Below are 13,897 nucleotides of genomic sequence, written 5' to 3'. Positions count from 1 at the left end.
CGTGTGATCCGAAATTTTTTCTGGTGCAAAACAGGAATGTGCGAGGCGTCGTTGCGTATGTCGCGCCACCAGCGGAAAGTCCGCACCTTGGCAGAGCAGCCTTCTGCCGTTGAGTTTCGGATAACTCAATAACTGTCCAGGGACCAGGATATTTCGATGCGCGAGTCACGCCTTCTAACTTTCAGCACCCACGATGCCTTAGAGCTTTCCTACCGCCATTGGCCCGCACTTTCGTCCACAGAGCCTACAAGGCGGGCCGTCGTCATGTTCCATCGCGGACATGAGCATTCCGGCCGGCTGTCCCACCTCGTTGATGAGCTCGACCTTCCTGACTGCGATTTCTTTGCCTGGGATGCGCGCGGGCACGGTCTATCGCCTGGCACCCGTGGAGACAGCCCGAGCTTCGCGACGAGCGTTCGAGACGTGCAGACGCTCATTGATCACATCGGCTCTATGCACTGCATCAAAGAGGAAGACCTGGCAATTGTTGCGCAAAGTGTAGGGGCGGTAGTTATTGCGACATGGGCCCACGACTATGCGCCCAAAGTTCGGGCGCTGGTGCTGGCGTCACCGGCGTTCAAGGTAAAGCTGTATATACCATTCGCACGGACAGGCCTAAGGCTAATACGAGCGTTTCGCGGCAACTTCTTCGTCGACAGCTACGTCAAGGCCCGCTTCCTGACGCACGATCCCGCGCGGATTCAGAGCTATCAGCAGGATCCGCTCATCACCAAGGCCATTTCCGTCAATATGCTCCTTGGGCTGCATGAAGCGGCGCGGCGCGTGGTTGCAGATGCGCAGGCGATCCAGATCCCAACTCAGCTCTTTATCTCAGGCGCAGACTTCGTCGTAGAACACAAACCACAAGTAACTTTTTTCGAAAGACTTGGCAGCTTACGAAAAGAAAAACACGTTCTGCCGGGTTTCTTTCACGACACGCTCGGCGAGCGAGATCGTAATCGGGCAGTAAGCCAGGCCCGCCGCTTTATTCGTCATAATTTCGATATGCCAATGGCGCCCCCGTCGCTCCTCGATTCGGACCGAATAGGCCCGATGTGTGCGGAAGCAGAAGCACTGACTGCCCCTGTAGCTCCGAACTCCATGGAAGGATGTTATTGGCGCGCCATGCGTGCGGGAATGCGCCTTGGCGCCCGGCTTTCTCATGGGCTGAAGCTCGGTTTCGATGCGGGTTTCGATTCCGGCAGCACGCTCGATTATGTCTACAGAAACGAACCAGCAGGGCTGACTGTGCTGGGGCGCAAGATTGACCAGCTTTATTTGAACTCCATAGGCTGGCGTGCAATACGCCCGAGAAAAAGGCATGTAGAAGAGCTGTTACGTGGGGCGATGAGCCGCCTGCGAAGCGCAGATCAGCCAGTACATATCGTGGACATCGCCGCCGGCCATGGCCGCTACATTCTCGAGGCAATACAGGACCTCGAAGAACGCCCTGCCTCGATTCTCCTGCGCGATTACAGCGATATCAATGTACGCGACGGCAGTGGCCTGATCCGGGCAAAGGGTTTCGAAGAGGTCGCTCGATTCATCAAGGCAGACGCATTCGATCAGGCGGATCTGGCCGCGCTCTCGCCGCGCCCCACGCTTGTAGTGGTATCGGGTCTCTACGAGTTGTTCGGCGACAACCAGATGATCGGCCGCTCTCTTGCCGGCGTCGCCGAAGCGCTGCAACCGGGCGGCCACATCGTATACACCGGACAACCCTGGCACCCACAGCTGAAGCTCATAGCCCGAGCGCTGACCAGTCACCGAGATGGGCAGGCATGGGTGATGCGGCGGCGTACCCAAGCGGAGATTGACCAACTGGTAGCAGCGGCAGGTTTGGTAAAAATCACGCAGCGTATCGACGACTGGGGGATCTTTACGGTGTCGTTGGCACAAAAACCCTACTGACGACCTTCTCTAGCGACACCAAGGTTGGCCGGTGCGGCGCCAGGTCACGCTGGCGAACACACAGGGGCGACACGCCTTACGCCCCGTCCTGCAATTGCTCGAGCAGGCTTTGAATCTGCTCGAGCTGCGACGCTGGCTCGTCCAGCCCCAGCAATGCGATCTTCTGCTCCGCATCGAATGGCAACAGATAGGCCAGCTGACTGGCCAGAGCTGCCTGATCGCTCACCGCGCCGCCCAGGCCCAGGGTTTTCACCATCGGATGCTGACCCAGCGCGGCGAGCAGTACGACGAGGTCGGCGTGCTGCTCGGCCAATGGCTGGCTGTCGGCTTCGCTGCGCCAGGCGACCTGGGCGACGGCCAACTGGTCACGCAGTACTTCGAACGATTGCACATCGAAGCGCCGCCCGCCTTCGACCCGGATACCCAACAGCCCGTTGGGCAGCTGTTGCCAGTCGCGAATCAGCGCTTCGCAACCGATATGAGAGAACGCCGCCGGTGCTGCGCCAACCTCCCTGCCATCCAGGATATGCACCACGCCAAAGCCATGCCCGGCCTTGAGGCACTGGCTGACCATGTCGAGATAGCGTGCCTCGAATATCTGCAGGTCGAGAAAACAACCGGGGAACAGCACGGTATCCAGCGGGAACAACGGCAATCTCATGGCGACTCCATCACAGCAGCAAGGCAACCACCAGCGGCAACAGCACCGCAGTCATTACCCCCATCAGGCTCATGGCCAGGGCCGCGAACGCACCGCATTCGTCGCTTTCCTGCAGCGCCTGCGCGGTGCCCACGGCGTGGGCGGTCAGCCCGAGCGCAATGCCGCGGGCCGCAGGATGCTGAACGCCAAACCGGCGCAACAGTTCCGGACCGAAAATCGCGCCGAGCACGCCGGTGATCATCACGAACACCGCCGCCAGCGCCACCACACCGCCGATCTGCTCGGCCACCAGCATGGCGATCGGCGAAGTGACCGACTTCGGCGCCAGGGTCATCAGGATCATGTCATCCGCGCCGAAAGCCCAGGCCAGGGCCATGCCCAGCGCCGTGGCAAACACACCGGCGACCAGCAAAGTGATCACGATCGGGCCGAACAACTCGCGAATCCGCCGCAGGTTCAGGTACAGCGGCACGGCCAACGCAACGGTAGCCGGCCCCAGCAGCAGCGTCAGCCACTGCGCACTGATGCGGTATTCGTCATAGTCGATACCACATAGCAGGAGGATGCCGACGATCAGCGTCATCGACACCAGAACCGGCTGCAGGAATACCCAGCGGGTCTTCTCATACGCCGCATACGCCAGCTGGAAGACAGCCAGGGTAATAGCCACACCGAACAGCGGATGATGGATCAGCGCCTCCCAGGCGGCCTGCCAGTGCAGTTCGATCATGCGCCCTCCTGCTGACGCTGCTTGCGCCGGATCAGCGTCTGCATCAGCCAGCCGGTGAAGACCAGCGAGACCAGCAGCGAAATTACCAGCACGCCAACGATGGCCCAGAAGTCATCAAGGATCGCCTCCGTATAGGCCATCACCCCAACCGCCGGCGGTACCAGCAGCAGCGGCAGGTAGCGCAACAGGCTGCTCGCCGCCAGCTGCAGCGATTCGCTGGCCCGGCCGCGCGCCAGCAGGCCGGCGAACAGCAGCACCATGCCGATGATGGGGCCCGGCAGCATGGGCAGGAACAGCACATTGAGGACGGTGCCGAGCAACTGGAATGCGACCAGCCAGGTCAGGCCTCTGAGCAGCATGGGAGCCTCCCGCAAAATTGCGACAGTATAAAGGGCAACGCCGGCAGGCGCCCGCGCTGCGCTATGACGGGCCATTCGCGGTGCCGATGCTGGTTTGCCGCGACGCCTGCCCGTGCTGATCTAGAGCAGTAAATGACGCAGAGCCAGTCGGCCGCTTCGGGCCCGGCACTGCCCCTCTCTAGTCAGACTGCACATCGCTGCAGCCATACAAGAACAATCAGGAGGACACATGCCACAGGTACCCGTAGCACAGCTCAAGGATTACATCGGCAAGGAACTGGGCCACTCCGAGTGGCTGACCGTCGATCAGCAGCGCGTCAATCAGTTCGCCGACTGCACCGGCGATCACCAGTTCATCCACATCAATGCCGAAAAAGCCGCGCAAACACCGTTCGGTGGCACCATCGCCCATGGTTTCCTGTCGCTGTCGTTGCTGCCGATGTTGTCTGGGGACCTTATGGTCGTGCCGGAAGGCACGCGGATGGGCGTCAACTATGGGCTGGACAGCCTGCGCTTCATCCAGCCGGTGAGGGTCGGCTCGCGGGTGCGTCTGGGACTGACGCTGATCGATGCCTACGAGAAGAATCCCGGGCAATGGCTGCTCAAGGCGCGCGCGGTGATGGAGATCGAAGGCTCGGAAAAACCGGCCTATATCGCCGAAACCCTGGCGCTGTGCGTCCTCTGAGCGGCAACCCTGCGCGATTGTCGCAGCCCGCTCGGTTTGCGGCATACTGCGGACGTCCTGCCTGAGCGGATGTCCGCATGCTGCGTCTTCTTCCCGTCCTGTTACTTGGTCTGCTCACCGCCTGCGGCGAGGGCGAGCCTCTCACCCCTGCCGATGGAGTGCTGCCGGACGGCGGCCGCTATCGCGGCGAAATCGTCGACGGCTTGCTGCAGAGCAGCGGTCGTATCGACTACCCGAACGGCAGCTACTACCTCGGCCAATTCAAGGACGGCCAGTGGCATGGCCTGGGCACCTGGCAAAGCGCTACAGGCGATCGCTACGAGGGGGAGTTCAGGCACGGCTTGTTCGACGGCCTGGGCCGTTTCAGCTATGTCGAGGGTGGCGTCTACGAGGGCGAATTCCAGGCCGGACGCATGCATGGCCACGGGCGCTTCAGCCAGGACGGCACGGTCTACGAAGGCGTGTTTCGCAACAACCTCTACCACGGCCAGGGCAGCCTGGAATATGCCGACGGCTTCAGTCATCAAGGGCAGTTCAGCAAAGGCCAGCCGGATGGACCGGGCACCCGCAGCGACGCCAATGGTCAACTCAGCGGGCATTTCAACGCGGGCAACCTGAACGGCGAAGGCAGCTTTTCGACCGAACATGGCGAGCGCTACAGCGGCCACTTCGAGAACGATCAGTTTCATGGCCAGGGACGCTACGAGGACAGCGAGGGCAACGCCTGGAACGGCACCTTCGTCCACGGCGAACTTAGCGGCACCGGCACTTATGTCGCCAGCGATGGCAGCCGCTACAGCGGGCAGTTTCGCAACTGGCGCTACCACGGCCAGGGCCGTCTCGATCGCGCAGACGGCAGCTTCTATACCGGCGGTTTCCGCCACGGACACTTCGACGGCGAGGGCGTACTGACCCAGGCCGACGGCGCCGAACTGCGCGGCAGCTGGCGTAATGACCGACGCGTCCGCGACGAGCAGGCACACGCGCTATCGGACCCGCTCGAGCTCGCCCTGCTGGAACAAGGCTCACTGCTCGAGCGTGCGATCAGTGCGCTACCGCCTTCCAGCCCTGCCCAGGACCTCTATACGCTGACCGTGGCCGGCGATGGCCGGCAGAGCGTGTTCATGCGCGAAACCGATTACGTACAGAAGCTGCTCGCCGAGCGTTTCGCTGCCCATGGCCAACTCAGCCTGGTCAACCACCGCGACCATCTCGTCGACCGGCCGCTGGCGACCCGGGAGAACCTGACCCGAGCGATTCGCGCGCTGGCCGAACGCAGTGGCGAGGAAGACCTGATCTTTCTCTATTTCACCAGCCACGGTTCGGCGGACCACGAACTGGTGCTGAACCAGCCGCGTCTTTCGCTGGACGACCTGCCGGCAGCGGATCTGGCGCAACTGCTCGCGCCGCTCGCCAAGCGCAAGGTCATCCTGGTGATCTCGGCCTGCTATTCCGGCGGTTTCATCGAGCCACTGAAGAGCGAGCAGACGCTGATCATGACCGCCGCCCGCGCCGACCGGGTGTCCTTCGGCTGCTCCGAGCAGAGCGACTTCACCTACTTCGGCCGCGCGCTGTTCGCCGAAGCGCTGCAGGAAACCGACGATATCGTGCAGGCCTTCACGCTGGCCGCAGCAAAAGTTGCCGAACGCGAGCAGGCCGACGACTATCAGGCATCGGAACCGCAAATTTGGGCGCCGGAAGCGGTCGTCCAACGCTGGCAGGAGCTGCGGCAGCGGCGTGCCACCCAATGATCGCCACAGGAGCAAGACCATGTATTTGACGCCACAGCGCATTCTGCTTGCCGGCGCCACCGGACTCACTGGCGAGCACCTGCTCGATCGCCTGCTCAACGAACCCACCGTCGAACGCGTGCTGGCGCCCACACGCAGGCCATTGGCGGCCCATCAGCGCCTGGAAAACCCGGTCGGAGAGCTGCTGGCGTTGCTGCCAACGCTGGGCGGCGAGATCGACACGGCCTTCTGCTGCCTGGGCAGCACGCTAAAGCAGGCCGGTGGCCAGGAGGCGTTCCGCGCCATCGATCATGATCTGGTGCTGGCGTTTGCCCGCCGGACTAAGGAGATGGGCGCGCGTCACCTGCTGGTGATCAGCTCGCTGGGGGCCAACCCGGACAGTTCGATCTTCTACCTCAAGGTCAAAGGCGAAATGGAGGCGGCATTGCAGCAGCAGGACTGGCCACAGCTGACCATCGCCCGCCCCTCTCAACTGATCGGCCCACGCTTGGAGCCGCGGTTGAGCGAACGCATCGCGGCGCCCCTGTCGCAGCTGCTGCCGGGCAAGTACCACGGCATCGAGACCTGCACCCTCGCCCGCGCGCTGTGGCGACTGGCGCTGGAAGAAGGCGACGGCGTGCGCATCGTCGAATCGGACGAGCTGCGCAAATTGGGGAAATGACTGTCGGCGCCTTGCCAAAAGGCGGCGATTGACCACTGGATGGACGACGCTGTGGCATCGCTCTCACGATCATCATCAGTGACGCAGGGTGGATGTCGCTTTTAACATCCACCTGGCCTCGTCGGTGGATCGGTGAAGCGTGACCCACCCTACGATCCCCAAACGCGTCAGGCGTTAACGCCCCTTTCAGACCTTGATGAAATGCTCGCGGTAATGCCGCAGCTCGGCGATGGAGTCACGGATGTCGTCAAGCGCCAGGTGCGTGCCGCTCTTCTTGAAACCTTCCATGATCTGCGGCGCCCAACGTGCCGCCAACTCCTTGAGCGTCGATACGTCCAGATTGCGGTAGTGGAAGTAGGCCTCGAGCGTCGGCATCTGCCGGTAGAGGAAGCGTCGGTCCTGGCAGATGCTGTTGCCGCAGATCGGCGACTTGCCTTTGGGCACCCACTGCTCGAGGAAGGCCAGCGTCGCCTGCTCGGCCTCGGCGGTGGAAATCCTGCTCTCACGCACGCGCTGGGTCAGGCCCGAGCCGCCGTGCTGACGGGTGTTCCACTCATCCATGCGCGCCAGTGTTTCATCGCTCTGGTGTACCGCGATCACCGGCCCCTCGGCCAGCACGTTGAGCTGACTGTCGGTGACGATGGTCGCCATCTCGATGATGACGTCGTTGTCCGGATCCAGACCGGTCATTTCCAGGTCGATCCAGATCAGGTTCTGCGGGTTCTGCATGGCGGGCTCCTTGGCTGTGCGGCGCAGTTTAGCCGCTCGTATCGACGCCGTCAGGTGTCGCGCCACCGGGGTACCAGATAAGCAGCCGCGAGCGGCGCCAGTCATTCAATTGCTGCACTTCAACCGGCTCGACCCCTGGCACCGCGAAGCTGTTGCTGATCAACAGCGCGCCGGGACGCATCTCGGCGTGCGCCTTGTTCCACAGGGCGGCCATGGGTGCCGGTGAGAGGAAGCAATAGACCACGTCGTACTCGGCGAGATCGACCCGCCACAGACTGAGCAGGCGAATATGGCAGTTGCGCCGCGGCAGGCAGCGCAGCCAGGACAGTGCGAAGGTCAGCGGCGCGGTTTCCACGCCAATGAACTGCGCCGCCGGAAAGTCCCGTGCCAGGCGCGACAACGTGCCGGCCAGGCCGCTGCCCAAGTCGATATAGCGGAAACCCGCCGGCAGCTCGCTCAGCCGGTTGCGCAACTGGCGCTCGGCTTCACGACCGGTCAGGTAGAGCGGCACGCGCTCGGTGAAGGCATTCCAGTTCAACAGCAACAACAACGTGAACGCGCCCAGCGGCAACCAGCCCGGCACGTCGAAATCACGCAGTAACGCCAGGCCAGGAACGAACATCAGGTTGATCGCCAGCCACCAGGCCGACAGCCCGAGCCGGGCCCCGATCAGCGCCGCCAGACAGCCCTGCGCGACTGCCACAAGGATGAGACCGGGACGCACACCCAGCACGCCGACCAGTCCGAGCAATAGCAGCCAGACCACCAGCAGCGCCACCAGCTGGGCCAGCAGCGCACGCAGGATGGGCAGGCGAGTAACGACAGTAGCAGGCATGACCGACAATCGAACGGGTGAAGGAGCGCCAGTCTAACCCTCCGGCTTCAGCGCGATACAGGCCGAAGTGGGCGGGTTGCAGCATGCTAGACTCGCTCACCAACCTCAGAGACGCCCGAATTCATGGCCAAACGCCAACTCAACCGCCGGCAGAACTGGCGTATCGAGAAAATCCAGGAAGAGCGCGCCGCCCGCGCCGCGCGTCGCGAAAGTCGTGCACTCGAAGAGCTCGAAGGCGGCGATCTTGGCCCGGAGCAGACCGGACTGGTCATCGCGCATTTCGGCGTGCAGGTCGAGGTGGAAGCGCTGGAAGGCGAACACAGCGGGCAGGTCTTTCGCTGCCACCTGCGCGCCAACCTGCCGGCACTGGTCACCGGCGATCGTGTGGTCTGGCGCCCGGGCAATCAGGGCATCGGTGTCATCGTTGCGCAGCTGCCGCGACATTCGGAACTCTGCCGCCCGGATACCCGTGGCCAGCTCAAGCCGGTGGCGGCGAACGTCGACCTGATCGTCATCGTCTTCGCGCCGCTACCGGAGCCCCACGCCAACCTGATCGACCGCTATCTGGTCGCCGCGGAGCACGCCGGCATCACGCCATTGCTGCTGTTGAACAAGGTCGACTTGATCGACGAGCAGAACGAAGCCGCGCTGAATCGCCTGCTGGAAGTCTATCGGCAGCTGAACTATCCGCTGCTGGAAGTCTCGGCCCACGGTGGTGGCGGCATGGAAGCGCTCAAGGCGCGGCTCGACGGCCACGTCAGCGTCTTCGTCGGGCAATCCGGGGTGGGCAAGTCTTCGCTGGTGAACAGCCTGTTGCCGGGCGTCGACACCCGCGTCGGGGCGCTGTCGGAAATGACCGGCAAGGGTACCCACACCACCACCACGGCACGTCTGTTCCACTTTCCCGGTGGCGGCGAGCTGATCGACTCCCCCGGCATCCGCGAATTCGGCTTAGGCCACGTCAGTCGCGCAGACGTCGAAGCGGGCTTCATCGAATTCCAGGATCTGCTCGGGCACTGCCGCTTCCGCGACTGCAAGCATGATCGCGAGCCCGGCTGCGCCCTGCTCCAGGCGCTGGAGGACGGGCGCATCCAGCCGCAGCGCATGAGCAGTTACCGACACATTCTCAGCAGCCTGCCAGAACCGGATTACTGATCTGGCGCTCAGCCCTCGCCGGGCTGACTGAACTGCAGCACGCCATCTTCGAAGATGTTCAACCTCTCCCGCAGTTGCTCCGGCTGTAACGGCTCCTCCCCAGCCGGCGCCGCGCCGCCAGATGGCGCAACTTCGCCTTCGGCAGCACCGGTCGAATCCGTGGCAGCGGGCTGCTCATCCTCGATCGAACGCTGCGCCTTCTTGGTCAGCACCAGAATATCGATGCGTCGGTTGACCGGATTGAGCGGGTCCTTGCGATCGAACAGCGCGGACGAGGCGTAGCCCACTACCCGCGCGATCTGATCTTCCGGGTAACCACCGATCACCAGCGTGCGGCGTGCAGCGTTGGCACGCCCGGCAGAAAGCTCCCAGTTGCCGAAGTCGCTGCGCCCCGAGAAAGGCTTCGCATCGGTGTGGCCGCTAACGCTGATTTTGTTCGGCACCGCGGCGATGGTGTCGACCAGCGCCAGCAGGATGTCTTCGAAGTAGGGCTGCAACTGGGCGCTACCGAGGGCGAACATGGGCCGGTTCTCGGCATCCATGATCTGGATGCGCAGGCCGTCCTGGGTGATTTCGAAAAGGATCTGGTCCTTGAACTTCTGCAGTTCGGGGTTCTCATCAACCTTGTTCTGCAGCTCCTGGAGCAGCAGCTCGAGGCGTTCGCGCTCGATCTGCTCAGCGAAGGTCTCGGCCTGCTGGGCGTCGATCTGCGCCTCGCTCTGGGCTGGTTCCAGCTCCGGGTTGAGGGTGCGATCCGGCGATGGCGTCGGCGTGCCGCCCAGATCGATCACATGCGGGCTGGCGCTCTCGGTGAAGCCGATCGGGTCCTGAAAGTAGCCTGAGATAAGCTTCTTCTGCTCCGGCGTGGCCGAGCTCATCAGCCACATCACCAGAAAGAACGCCATCATCGCCGTTGCGAAGTCGGCAAACGCGATCTTCCAGGCGCCGCCGTGATGACCGCCAGCGACCTTCTTGACCCGCTTGACGATGATCGGTTGGGTGTTGTCCATGGTGAACCTTTAGGCGCCACGCATGGCTTGTTCGAGCTCGGCGAAGCTCGGGCGGTGGGCGGGATAAAGAACCTTGCGCCCGAACTCGACGGCCAGCGTCGGCGGCATGCCGGAGGCCGAGGCAACCAGCGTCGCCTTGATCGCCTCGTAAACGTTCAGCTCTTCCTTGGCATCGTGCTCCAACGCCGCGGCCAGCGGGCCGAAGAAGCCGTAGGAAGCGAGGATTCCGAGGAAAGTCCCTACCAGCGCCGAGCCGACCTTGTAACCGATCATCGCGTTATCGGCTTCGGCCAGGATGGACATGGTGATCACGATACCCAGCACCGCCGCAACGATACCCATTGCTGGCAAACCGTCGGCGATTTTGCTGACTGCGTGGGAGGGATGCTCGAGCTCTTCCTTCAGGCTGTTCAGCTCCATGTCGAACAGGCCTTCGAGCTCATGGGGCGCCATGTTGCCCGACGACATGATGCGCAGGTAATCGCAGGTGAACGCGGTCATACGCTCGTCCTGCAGGAAGCCCGGGTACTTGCTGAACAGCGGACTGGCGGCGGGATCTTCCAGGTCAGCTTCAATGGCCATCATCCCTTCACGACGACTCTTGTTGAGGATCGAGTAGAGCAGGCTGAGCACTTCCAGATAATAGGTATGGGTAAAACGGGTGCTGAACATCTTCAGCGATTTTTTGAACACCAGCATGGTGGTGCTGGCGGGGTTGGCCTGCAGAAAACCGCCCAGCGCCGCACCACCGATGATCATCACCTCGAACGGATGGATGAGCGCGCCGATCTTGCCGCCAGAGAGCACGAACCCGCCCAGCACGCTGGCGAACACGACGATAATCCCGATTATTTTGACCATAAGGAGGTACGTCTAAAACCTGGTTACGAGCCGTCCGGATCAAGGGCAAATAAACGCCCAGAATCGCCACCAGACGACCTTGCGAAAGGAATGTTGGAAGAATTGTTCTGGTTATCGGAACTTTTGCGCCAGACTAAAGGCCATCCCGATGAAAAGCTAGTTCGGCCATGACCACCACACCTCCGCTGCCACGCACGATACCTGCCTGGATCAAAGCCCTCGACGATGCCCCACTGCCCGCGTTTGCCTCGGTTCACGGCAAGGTGCGACTGGCGCTGCGCGACAGCAGCAAGTCGATGCGGCAGATCGCCGAACTTATTCAGGACAGCCCCGTGCTGGCGCTGCGTTTCATCCAGGAGGCCAATCGAGGCATCGGCGACAGCCAGCCGGCCGAGAGCCTGGAGGTCGCGCTCAGCCGCATCGGCCTGCAGCGCGCCGAAGCGCTGCTGGCGCGCATTCCGGCCATGGAGGCCGCCGACATGCCGCAGCCGCTGCGGCAACTGGTATTAATCAGCCGCCACGCCAGCCAGCAGGCCAACGGACTGTTCGCCGCCCGCCTCGCACGACTGTGGCAGGACATCCACTGGGGCAGCCTGCTGTTCCTGTCTCCCGCCTGGGCGCTGATAGGCGCCTATCCGCATCTGCTCGACAGTTGGGAGCAGCGGGTACTGGTCAAGGGCGAGCCGGCCAGCAGGGTCGAGCGCGAGCTGCTCGGCGTATCCCTGCTGGAGCTGTGCCTAAGGCTTGCTGAGCATTGGCGGCTGCCGGACTGGATCATTCAGGGTTATCGCCTGCTGGGCACCGATCGGCGGCGCCTGATCAAGGCCCTGCATATTGCCCACGACAACGAGCACCCGCTGCATCAGCAGCAGATGCTCGACGCCGACCCCGACCTGCGCCGCTGGCTGACGCTGCCGAGCAACACCATCGTGCTGGCCAACGGCCTGGCACTGTCCTCGCACCATAGCTGGAGCGGCGTACACAGCCTGCGCTGGCAGCGCCTGGCCGGTTTGTATCTGCAGGTGTCGCTCGCCGATCTGGAGCAGATGGTGCACCAGCAGGCGGCGACCAGCGCCCGGGAGATCGGCCGGACCGATCTCTGGCATCCGGCTCAAGGCCTGCTGTGGCCTACCGGTACCCGCTTTCAGGTGTTGCGTGCTGCGCCAGTAGCAAGCGACGCCGATCTGGCCGAATGGCGCGAGCACTGTCGCCGCCTGCTCAGCGAGCCGACGCCGTTCAGCAACGTCTTGCAGCTGACCGCTACCGCCAGCCAAGCCCTTGCCTGCGCAGGCATGCAGCGCGCACTGGTGTTGCTGTTCGACCGAAAGCAGAACCGCCTGGTCGCCCAGCAATCGGCCGGCCTGCCAAGCGATGCTGCGCGACTTACCCTCACCCCCGAGCAGAGCCAGATCGTGCGCCGCCTGCTGGAAAAACCGGCACAGCTGCGCCTGCAGCCGGCCAACATGGCACAGTTCTCGGCCTTGCTGCCCGGCAGCCTGAAAGCGCTTTTCAGCGGCGAACATCTGCTGTTGCGCTCGCTGGGCATCGACGGGCGCGTGCTGATGCTGGTGGTTTCCGACCAGAACGGCGCGCCCTTCTCCGACACTACCCTGCAAACATTCGCTAAAACAACGCAGTGCATCGAGCGCGCATTGGCTACCTTCAGCAGGCGCGGGGTCTGAGCTTTTTCGCTAGACTTCGCCCCTTCTACGACTAGATGAGGGCTGCCGTGTCTGCCTTTTCCAACCTGCCGCTGGTGATCGAGCCAGCCGACCTGGCCGCACGCCTGGACGCGCCGGAGCTGATTCTGGTCGACCTGACCAGCGCCGCCCGTTATGCCGAAGGCCACCTGCCGGGCGCTCGCTTCGTCGATCCCAAACAGACCCAGCTCGGCCAGCCGCCAGCACCGGGATTGCTTCCGGATATTGCGCAACTGCAGCGATTGTTCGGCGCACTGGGTCATCGGCACGACGCGGTGTACGTGGTGTATGACGACGAAGGCGGCGGCTGGGCCGGTCGTTTCATCTGGCTGCTCGACGTGATCGGCCATCACCACTACCACTACCTCAACGGCGGGCTGCACGCCTGGCTCGGCGAGGCGCGACCGCTGACCCAGCAGGTACCCGAGGCGGCGCCCGGCCTGCCGAACCTGACGCTGGACCCCGCCCCAATCGCGACCCGCAGCTACATCGAAAGCCGCCTCGGCGCAGACGATCTGGTGATCTGGGACGCGCGCTCGCCGGCCGAATTCCGTGGCGAAAAACTCTTTGCCGCGCGGGGCGGCCACATACCCGGGGCAATCAACTTCGAGTGGACCGCCGCCATGGACCGTGCTCGCGACCTCCGAATCCGCGAGGACATCGCCGAGCAATTGGAGGCACTGGGCATCGTCCCGGAAAAGGAAGTCGTAACCCACTGCCACACCCATCATCGCTCCGGCCTCACCTACCTCCTGGCCAAGGCACTCGGCTACCCACGCGTCAAGGGCTATGCCGGCTCCTGGTCCGAATGGGGCAACCTGCCTGATACACCGGTGCAGCAATGAAAAG

Annotated in this window: 14 protein-coding genes; 7 read left to right on the top strand and 7 right to left on the bottom strand. The window is 63.2% G+C overall.

What is annotated here, in order from left to right; genetic code table 11:
- The first annotated feature begins 156 nt into the window (after window positions 1-156).
- Entirely contained in the window at window positions 157-1,911 is a 1,755-nt protein-coding gene (locus IEG05_RS00600) for a bifunctional alpha/beta hydrolase/class I SAM-dependent methyltransferase (protein ID WP_191121459.1), read from the top strand.
- A 76-nt stretch (window positions 1,912-1,987) separates the two neighbouring features.
- On the opposite strand, the gene IEG05_RS00595 is transcribed toward IEG05_RS00600, so the two are convergent.
- Genes IEG05_RS00595 through IEG05_RS00585 form a run of 3 tightly spaced genes read right to left on the bottom strand, consistent with a single transcriptional unit; the run spans window position 1,988 to window position 3,661 of the window.
- The gene (locus IEG05_RS00595) at window positions 1,988-2,572 is read right to left on the bottom strand and encodes an LON peptidase substrate-binding domain-containing protein (protein WP_191121458.1); all 585 of its coding nucleotides are present in this window, start codon (window positions 2,570-2,572) and stop codon (window positions 1,988-1,990) included.
- Window positions 2,573-2,582: 10 nt separating this feature from the next.
- Window positions 2,583-3,302, bottom strand: coding sequence for an LrgB family protein (locus tag IEG05_RS00590; protein ID WP_014818947.1), 720 nt, complete (start codon window positions 3,300-3,302; stop codon window positions 2,583-2,585).
- Window positions 3,299-3,661 (bottom strand): CidA/LrgA family protein, encoded by a 363-nt coding sequence (locus IEG05_RS00585; RefSeq protein ID WP_014818946.1) that lies wholly within the window; start codon window positions 3,659-3,661, stop codon window positions 3,299-3,301. The genes IEG05_RS00590 and IEG05_RS00585 overlap by 4 nt, the downstream gene beginning before the upstream one ends.
- Before the next feature lie 229 nt (window positions 3,662-3,890).
- Between IEG05_RS00585 and IEG05_RS00580 the strand changes: the two genes are divergently transcribed.
- The 3 genes from IEG05_RS00580 to IEG05_RS00570 all read left to right on the top strand — a co-directional run bounded on the left by IEG05_RS00580 (window position 3,891) and on the right by IEG05_RS00570 (window position 6,758).
- Window positions 3,891-4,346: a MaoC family dehydratase gene (locus tag IEG05_RS00580; RefSeq protein ID WP_042921821.1), complete on the top strand. Its 456-nt coding sequence runs from the start codon at window positions 3,891-3,893 to the stop codon at window positions 4,344-4,346.
- Between the two features lie 77 nt (window positions 4,347-4,423).
- Entirely contained in the window at window positions 4,424-6,097 is a 1,674-nt protein-coding gene (locus tag IEG05_RS00575; RefSeq protein ID WP_191121457.1) for a C13 family peptidase, read from the top strand.
- 19 nt (window positions 6,098-6,116) lie between these two features.
- Window positions 6,117-6,758: an oxidoreductase gene (locus IEG05_RS00570; protein ID WP_191121456.1), complete on the top strand. Its 642-nt coding sequence runs from the start codon at window positions 6,117-6,119 to the stop codon at window positions 6,756-6,758.
- A 186-nt stretch (window positions 6,759-6,944) separates the two neighbouring features.
- Here the strand turns inward: IEG05_RS00570 and orn are convergent, their stop codons facing one another.
- Window positions 6,945-7,487 (bottom strand): oligoribonuclease, encoded by a 543-nt coding sequence (gene orn, locus IEG05_RS00565; RefSeq protein WP_041015886.1) that lies wholly within the window; start codon window positions 7,485-7,487, stop codon window positions 6,945-6,947.
- Between the two features lie 28 nt (window positions 7,488-7,515).
- Window positions 7,516-8,322: a class I SAM-dependent methyltransferase gene (locus tag IEG05_RS00560; protein ID WP_191121455.1), complete on the bottom strand. Its 807-nt coding sequence runs from the start codon at window positions 8,320-8,322 to the stop codon at window positions 7,516-7,518.
- A gap of 123 nt (window positions 8,323-8,445) precedes the next feature.
- Between IEG05_RS00560 and rsgA the strand changes: the two genes are divergently transcribed.
- The gene (gene rsgA, locus IEG05_RS00555; protein ID WP_014818941.1) at window positions 8,446-9,477 is read left to right on the top strand and encodes a small ribosomal subunit biogenesis GTPase RsgA; all 1,032 of its coding nucleotides are present in this window, start codon (window positions 8,446-8,448) and stop codon (window positions 9,475-9,477) included.
- A gap of 8 nt (window positions 9,478-9,485) precedes the next feature.
- Here rsgA and motB read toward each other — a convergent pair whose 3' ends face one another.
- Both motB and motA read right to left on the bottom strand, forming a co-directional pair.
- Window positions 9,486-10,487 carry a flagellar motor protein MotB gene (motB, locus tag IEG05_RS00550; RefSeq protein ID WP_191121454.1) on the bottom strand — a complete coding sequence of 334 codons (1,002 nt, stop codon included), beginning with the start codon at window positions 10,485-10,487 and terminating at the stop codon, window positions 9,486-9,488.
- 9 nt (window positions 10,488-10,496) lie between these two features.
- Window positions 10,497-11,348 (bottom strand): flagellar motor stator protein MotA, encoded by an 852-nt coding sequence (motA, locus tag IEG05_RS00545; protein ID WP_102832191.1) that lies wholly within the window; start codon window positions 11,346-11,348, stop codon window positions 10,497-10,499.
- A gap of 167 nt (window positions 11,349-11,515) precedes the next feature.
- Between motA and IEG05_RS00540 the strand changes: the two genes are divergently transcribed.
- Both IEG05_RS00540 and IEG05_RS00535 read left to right on the top strand, forming a co-directional pair.
- A complete protein-coding gene (locus tag IEG05_RS00540; protein ID WP_191121453.1) occupies window positions 11,516-13,030 on the top strand; it encodes an HDOD domain-containing protein in 1,515 nt (504 codons plus the stop codon).
- A 47-nt stretch (window positions 13,031-13,077) separates the two neighbouring features.
- On the top strand, window positions 13,078-13,893 hold the full coding sequence (locus tag IEG05_RS00535; RefSeq protein WP_191121452.1) for a rhodanese-like domain-containing protein: 816 nt from the start codon (window positions 13,078-13,080) through the stop codon (window positions 13,891-13,893).
- Window positions 13,894-13,897: the final 4 nt, after the last annotated feature.

Source organism: Stutzerimonas kunmingensis (assembly GCF_014764705.1).
Classification (GTDB): domain Bacteria; phylum Pseudomonadota; class Gammaproteobacteria; order Pseudomonadales; family Pseudomonadaceae; genus Stutzerimonas.
The sequence above is the reverse complement of the archived record's forward strand: the minus strand, read 5'-3'. Positions and strand labels throughout refer to the sequence as shown.

Excerpts from the sequence above, each read along its gene's own strand:
- motA (WP_102832191.1), bottom strand. The coding sequence starts at position 11,348 with ATGGTCAAAATAATCGGGATTATCGTCGTGTTCGCCAGCGTGCTGGGC.
- rsgA (WP_014818941.1), top strand. The coding sequence starts at position 8,446 with ATGGCCAAACGCCAACTCAACCGCCGGCAGAACTGGCGTATCGAGAAA.
- IEG05_RS00600 (WP_191121459.1), top strand. The coding sequence starts at position 157 with ATGCGCGAGTCACGCCTTCTAACTTTCAGCACCCACGATGCCTTAGAG.
- motB (WP_191121454.1), bottom strand. The coding sequence starts at position 10,487 with ATGGACAACACCCAACCGATCATCGTCAAGCGGGTCAAGAAGGTCGCT.
- IEG05_RS00570 (WP_191121456.1), top strand. The coding sequence starts at position 6,117 with ATGTATTTGACGCCACAGCGCATTCTGCTTGCCGGCGCCACCGGACTC.
- IEG05_RS00575 (WP_191121457.1), top strand. The coding sequence starts at position 4,424 with ATGCTGCGTCTTCTTCCCGTCCTGTTACTTGGTCTGCTCACCGCCTGC.
- IEG05_RS00585 (WP_014818946.1), bottom strand. The coding sequence starts at position 3,661 with ATGCTGCTCAGAGGCCTGACCTGGCTGGTCGCATTCCAGTTGCTCGGC.
- IEG05_RS00580 (WP_042921821.1), top strand. The coding sequence starts at position 3,891 with ATGCCACAGGTACCCGTAGCACAGCTCAAGGATTACATCGGCAAGGAA.
- IEG05_RS00590 (WP_014818947.1), bottom strand. The coding sequence starts at position 3,302 with ATGATCGAACTGCACTGGCAGGCCGCCTGGGAGGCGCTGATCCATCAT.
- IEG05_RS00560 (WP_191121455.1), bottom strand. The coding sequence starts at position 8,322 with ATGCCTGCTACTGTCGTTACTCGCCTGCCCATCCTGCGTGCGCTGCTG.
- orn (WP_041015886.1), bottom strand. The coding sequence starts at position 7,487 with ATGCAGAACCCGCAGAACCTGATCTGGATCGACCTGGAAATGACCGGT.
- IEG05_RS00595 (WP_191121458.1), bottom strand. The coding sequence starts at position 2,572 with ATGAGATTGCCGTTGTTCCCGCTGGATACCGTGCTGTTCCCCGGTTGT.
- IEG05_RS00540 (WP_191121453.1), top strand. The coding sequence starts at position 11,516 with ATGACCACCACACCTCCGCTGCCACGCACGATACCTGCCTGGATCAAA.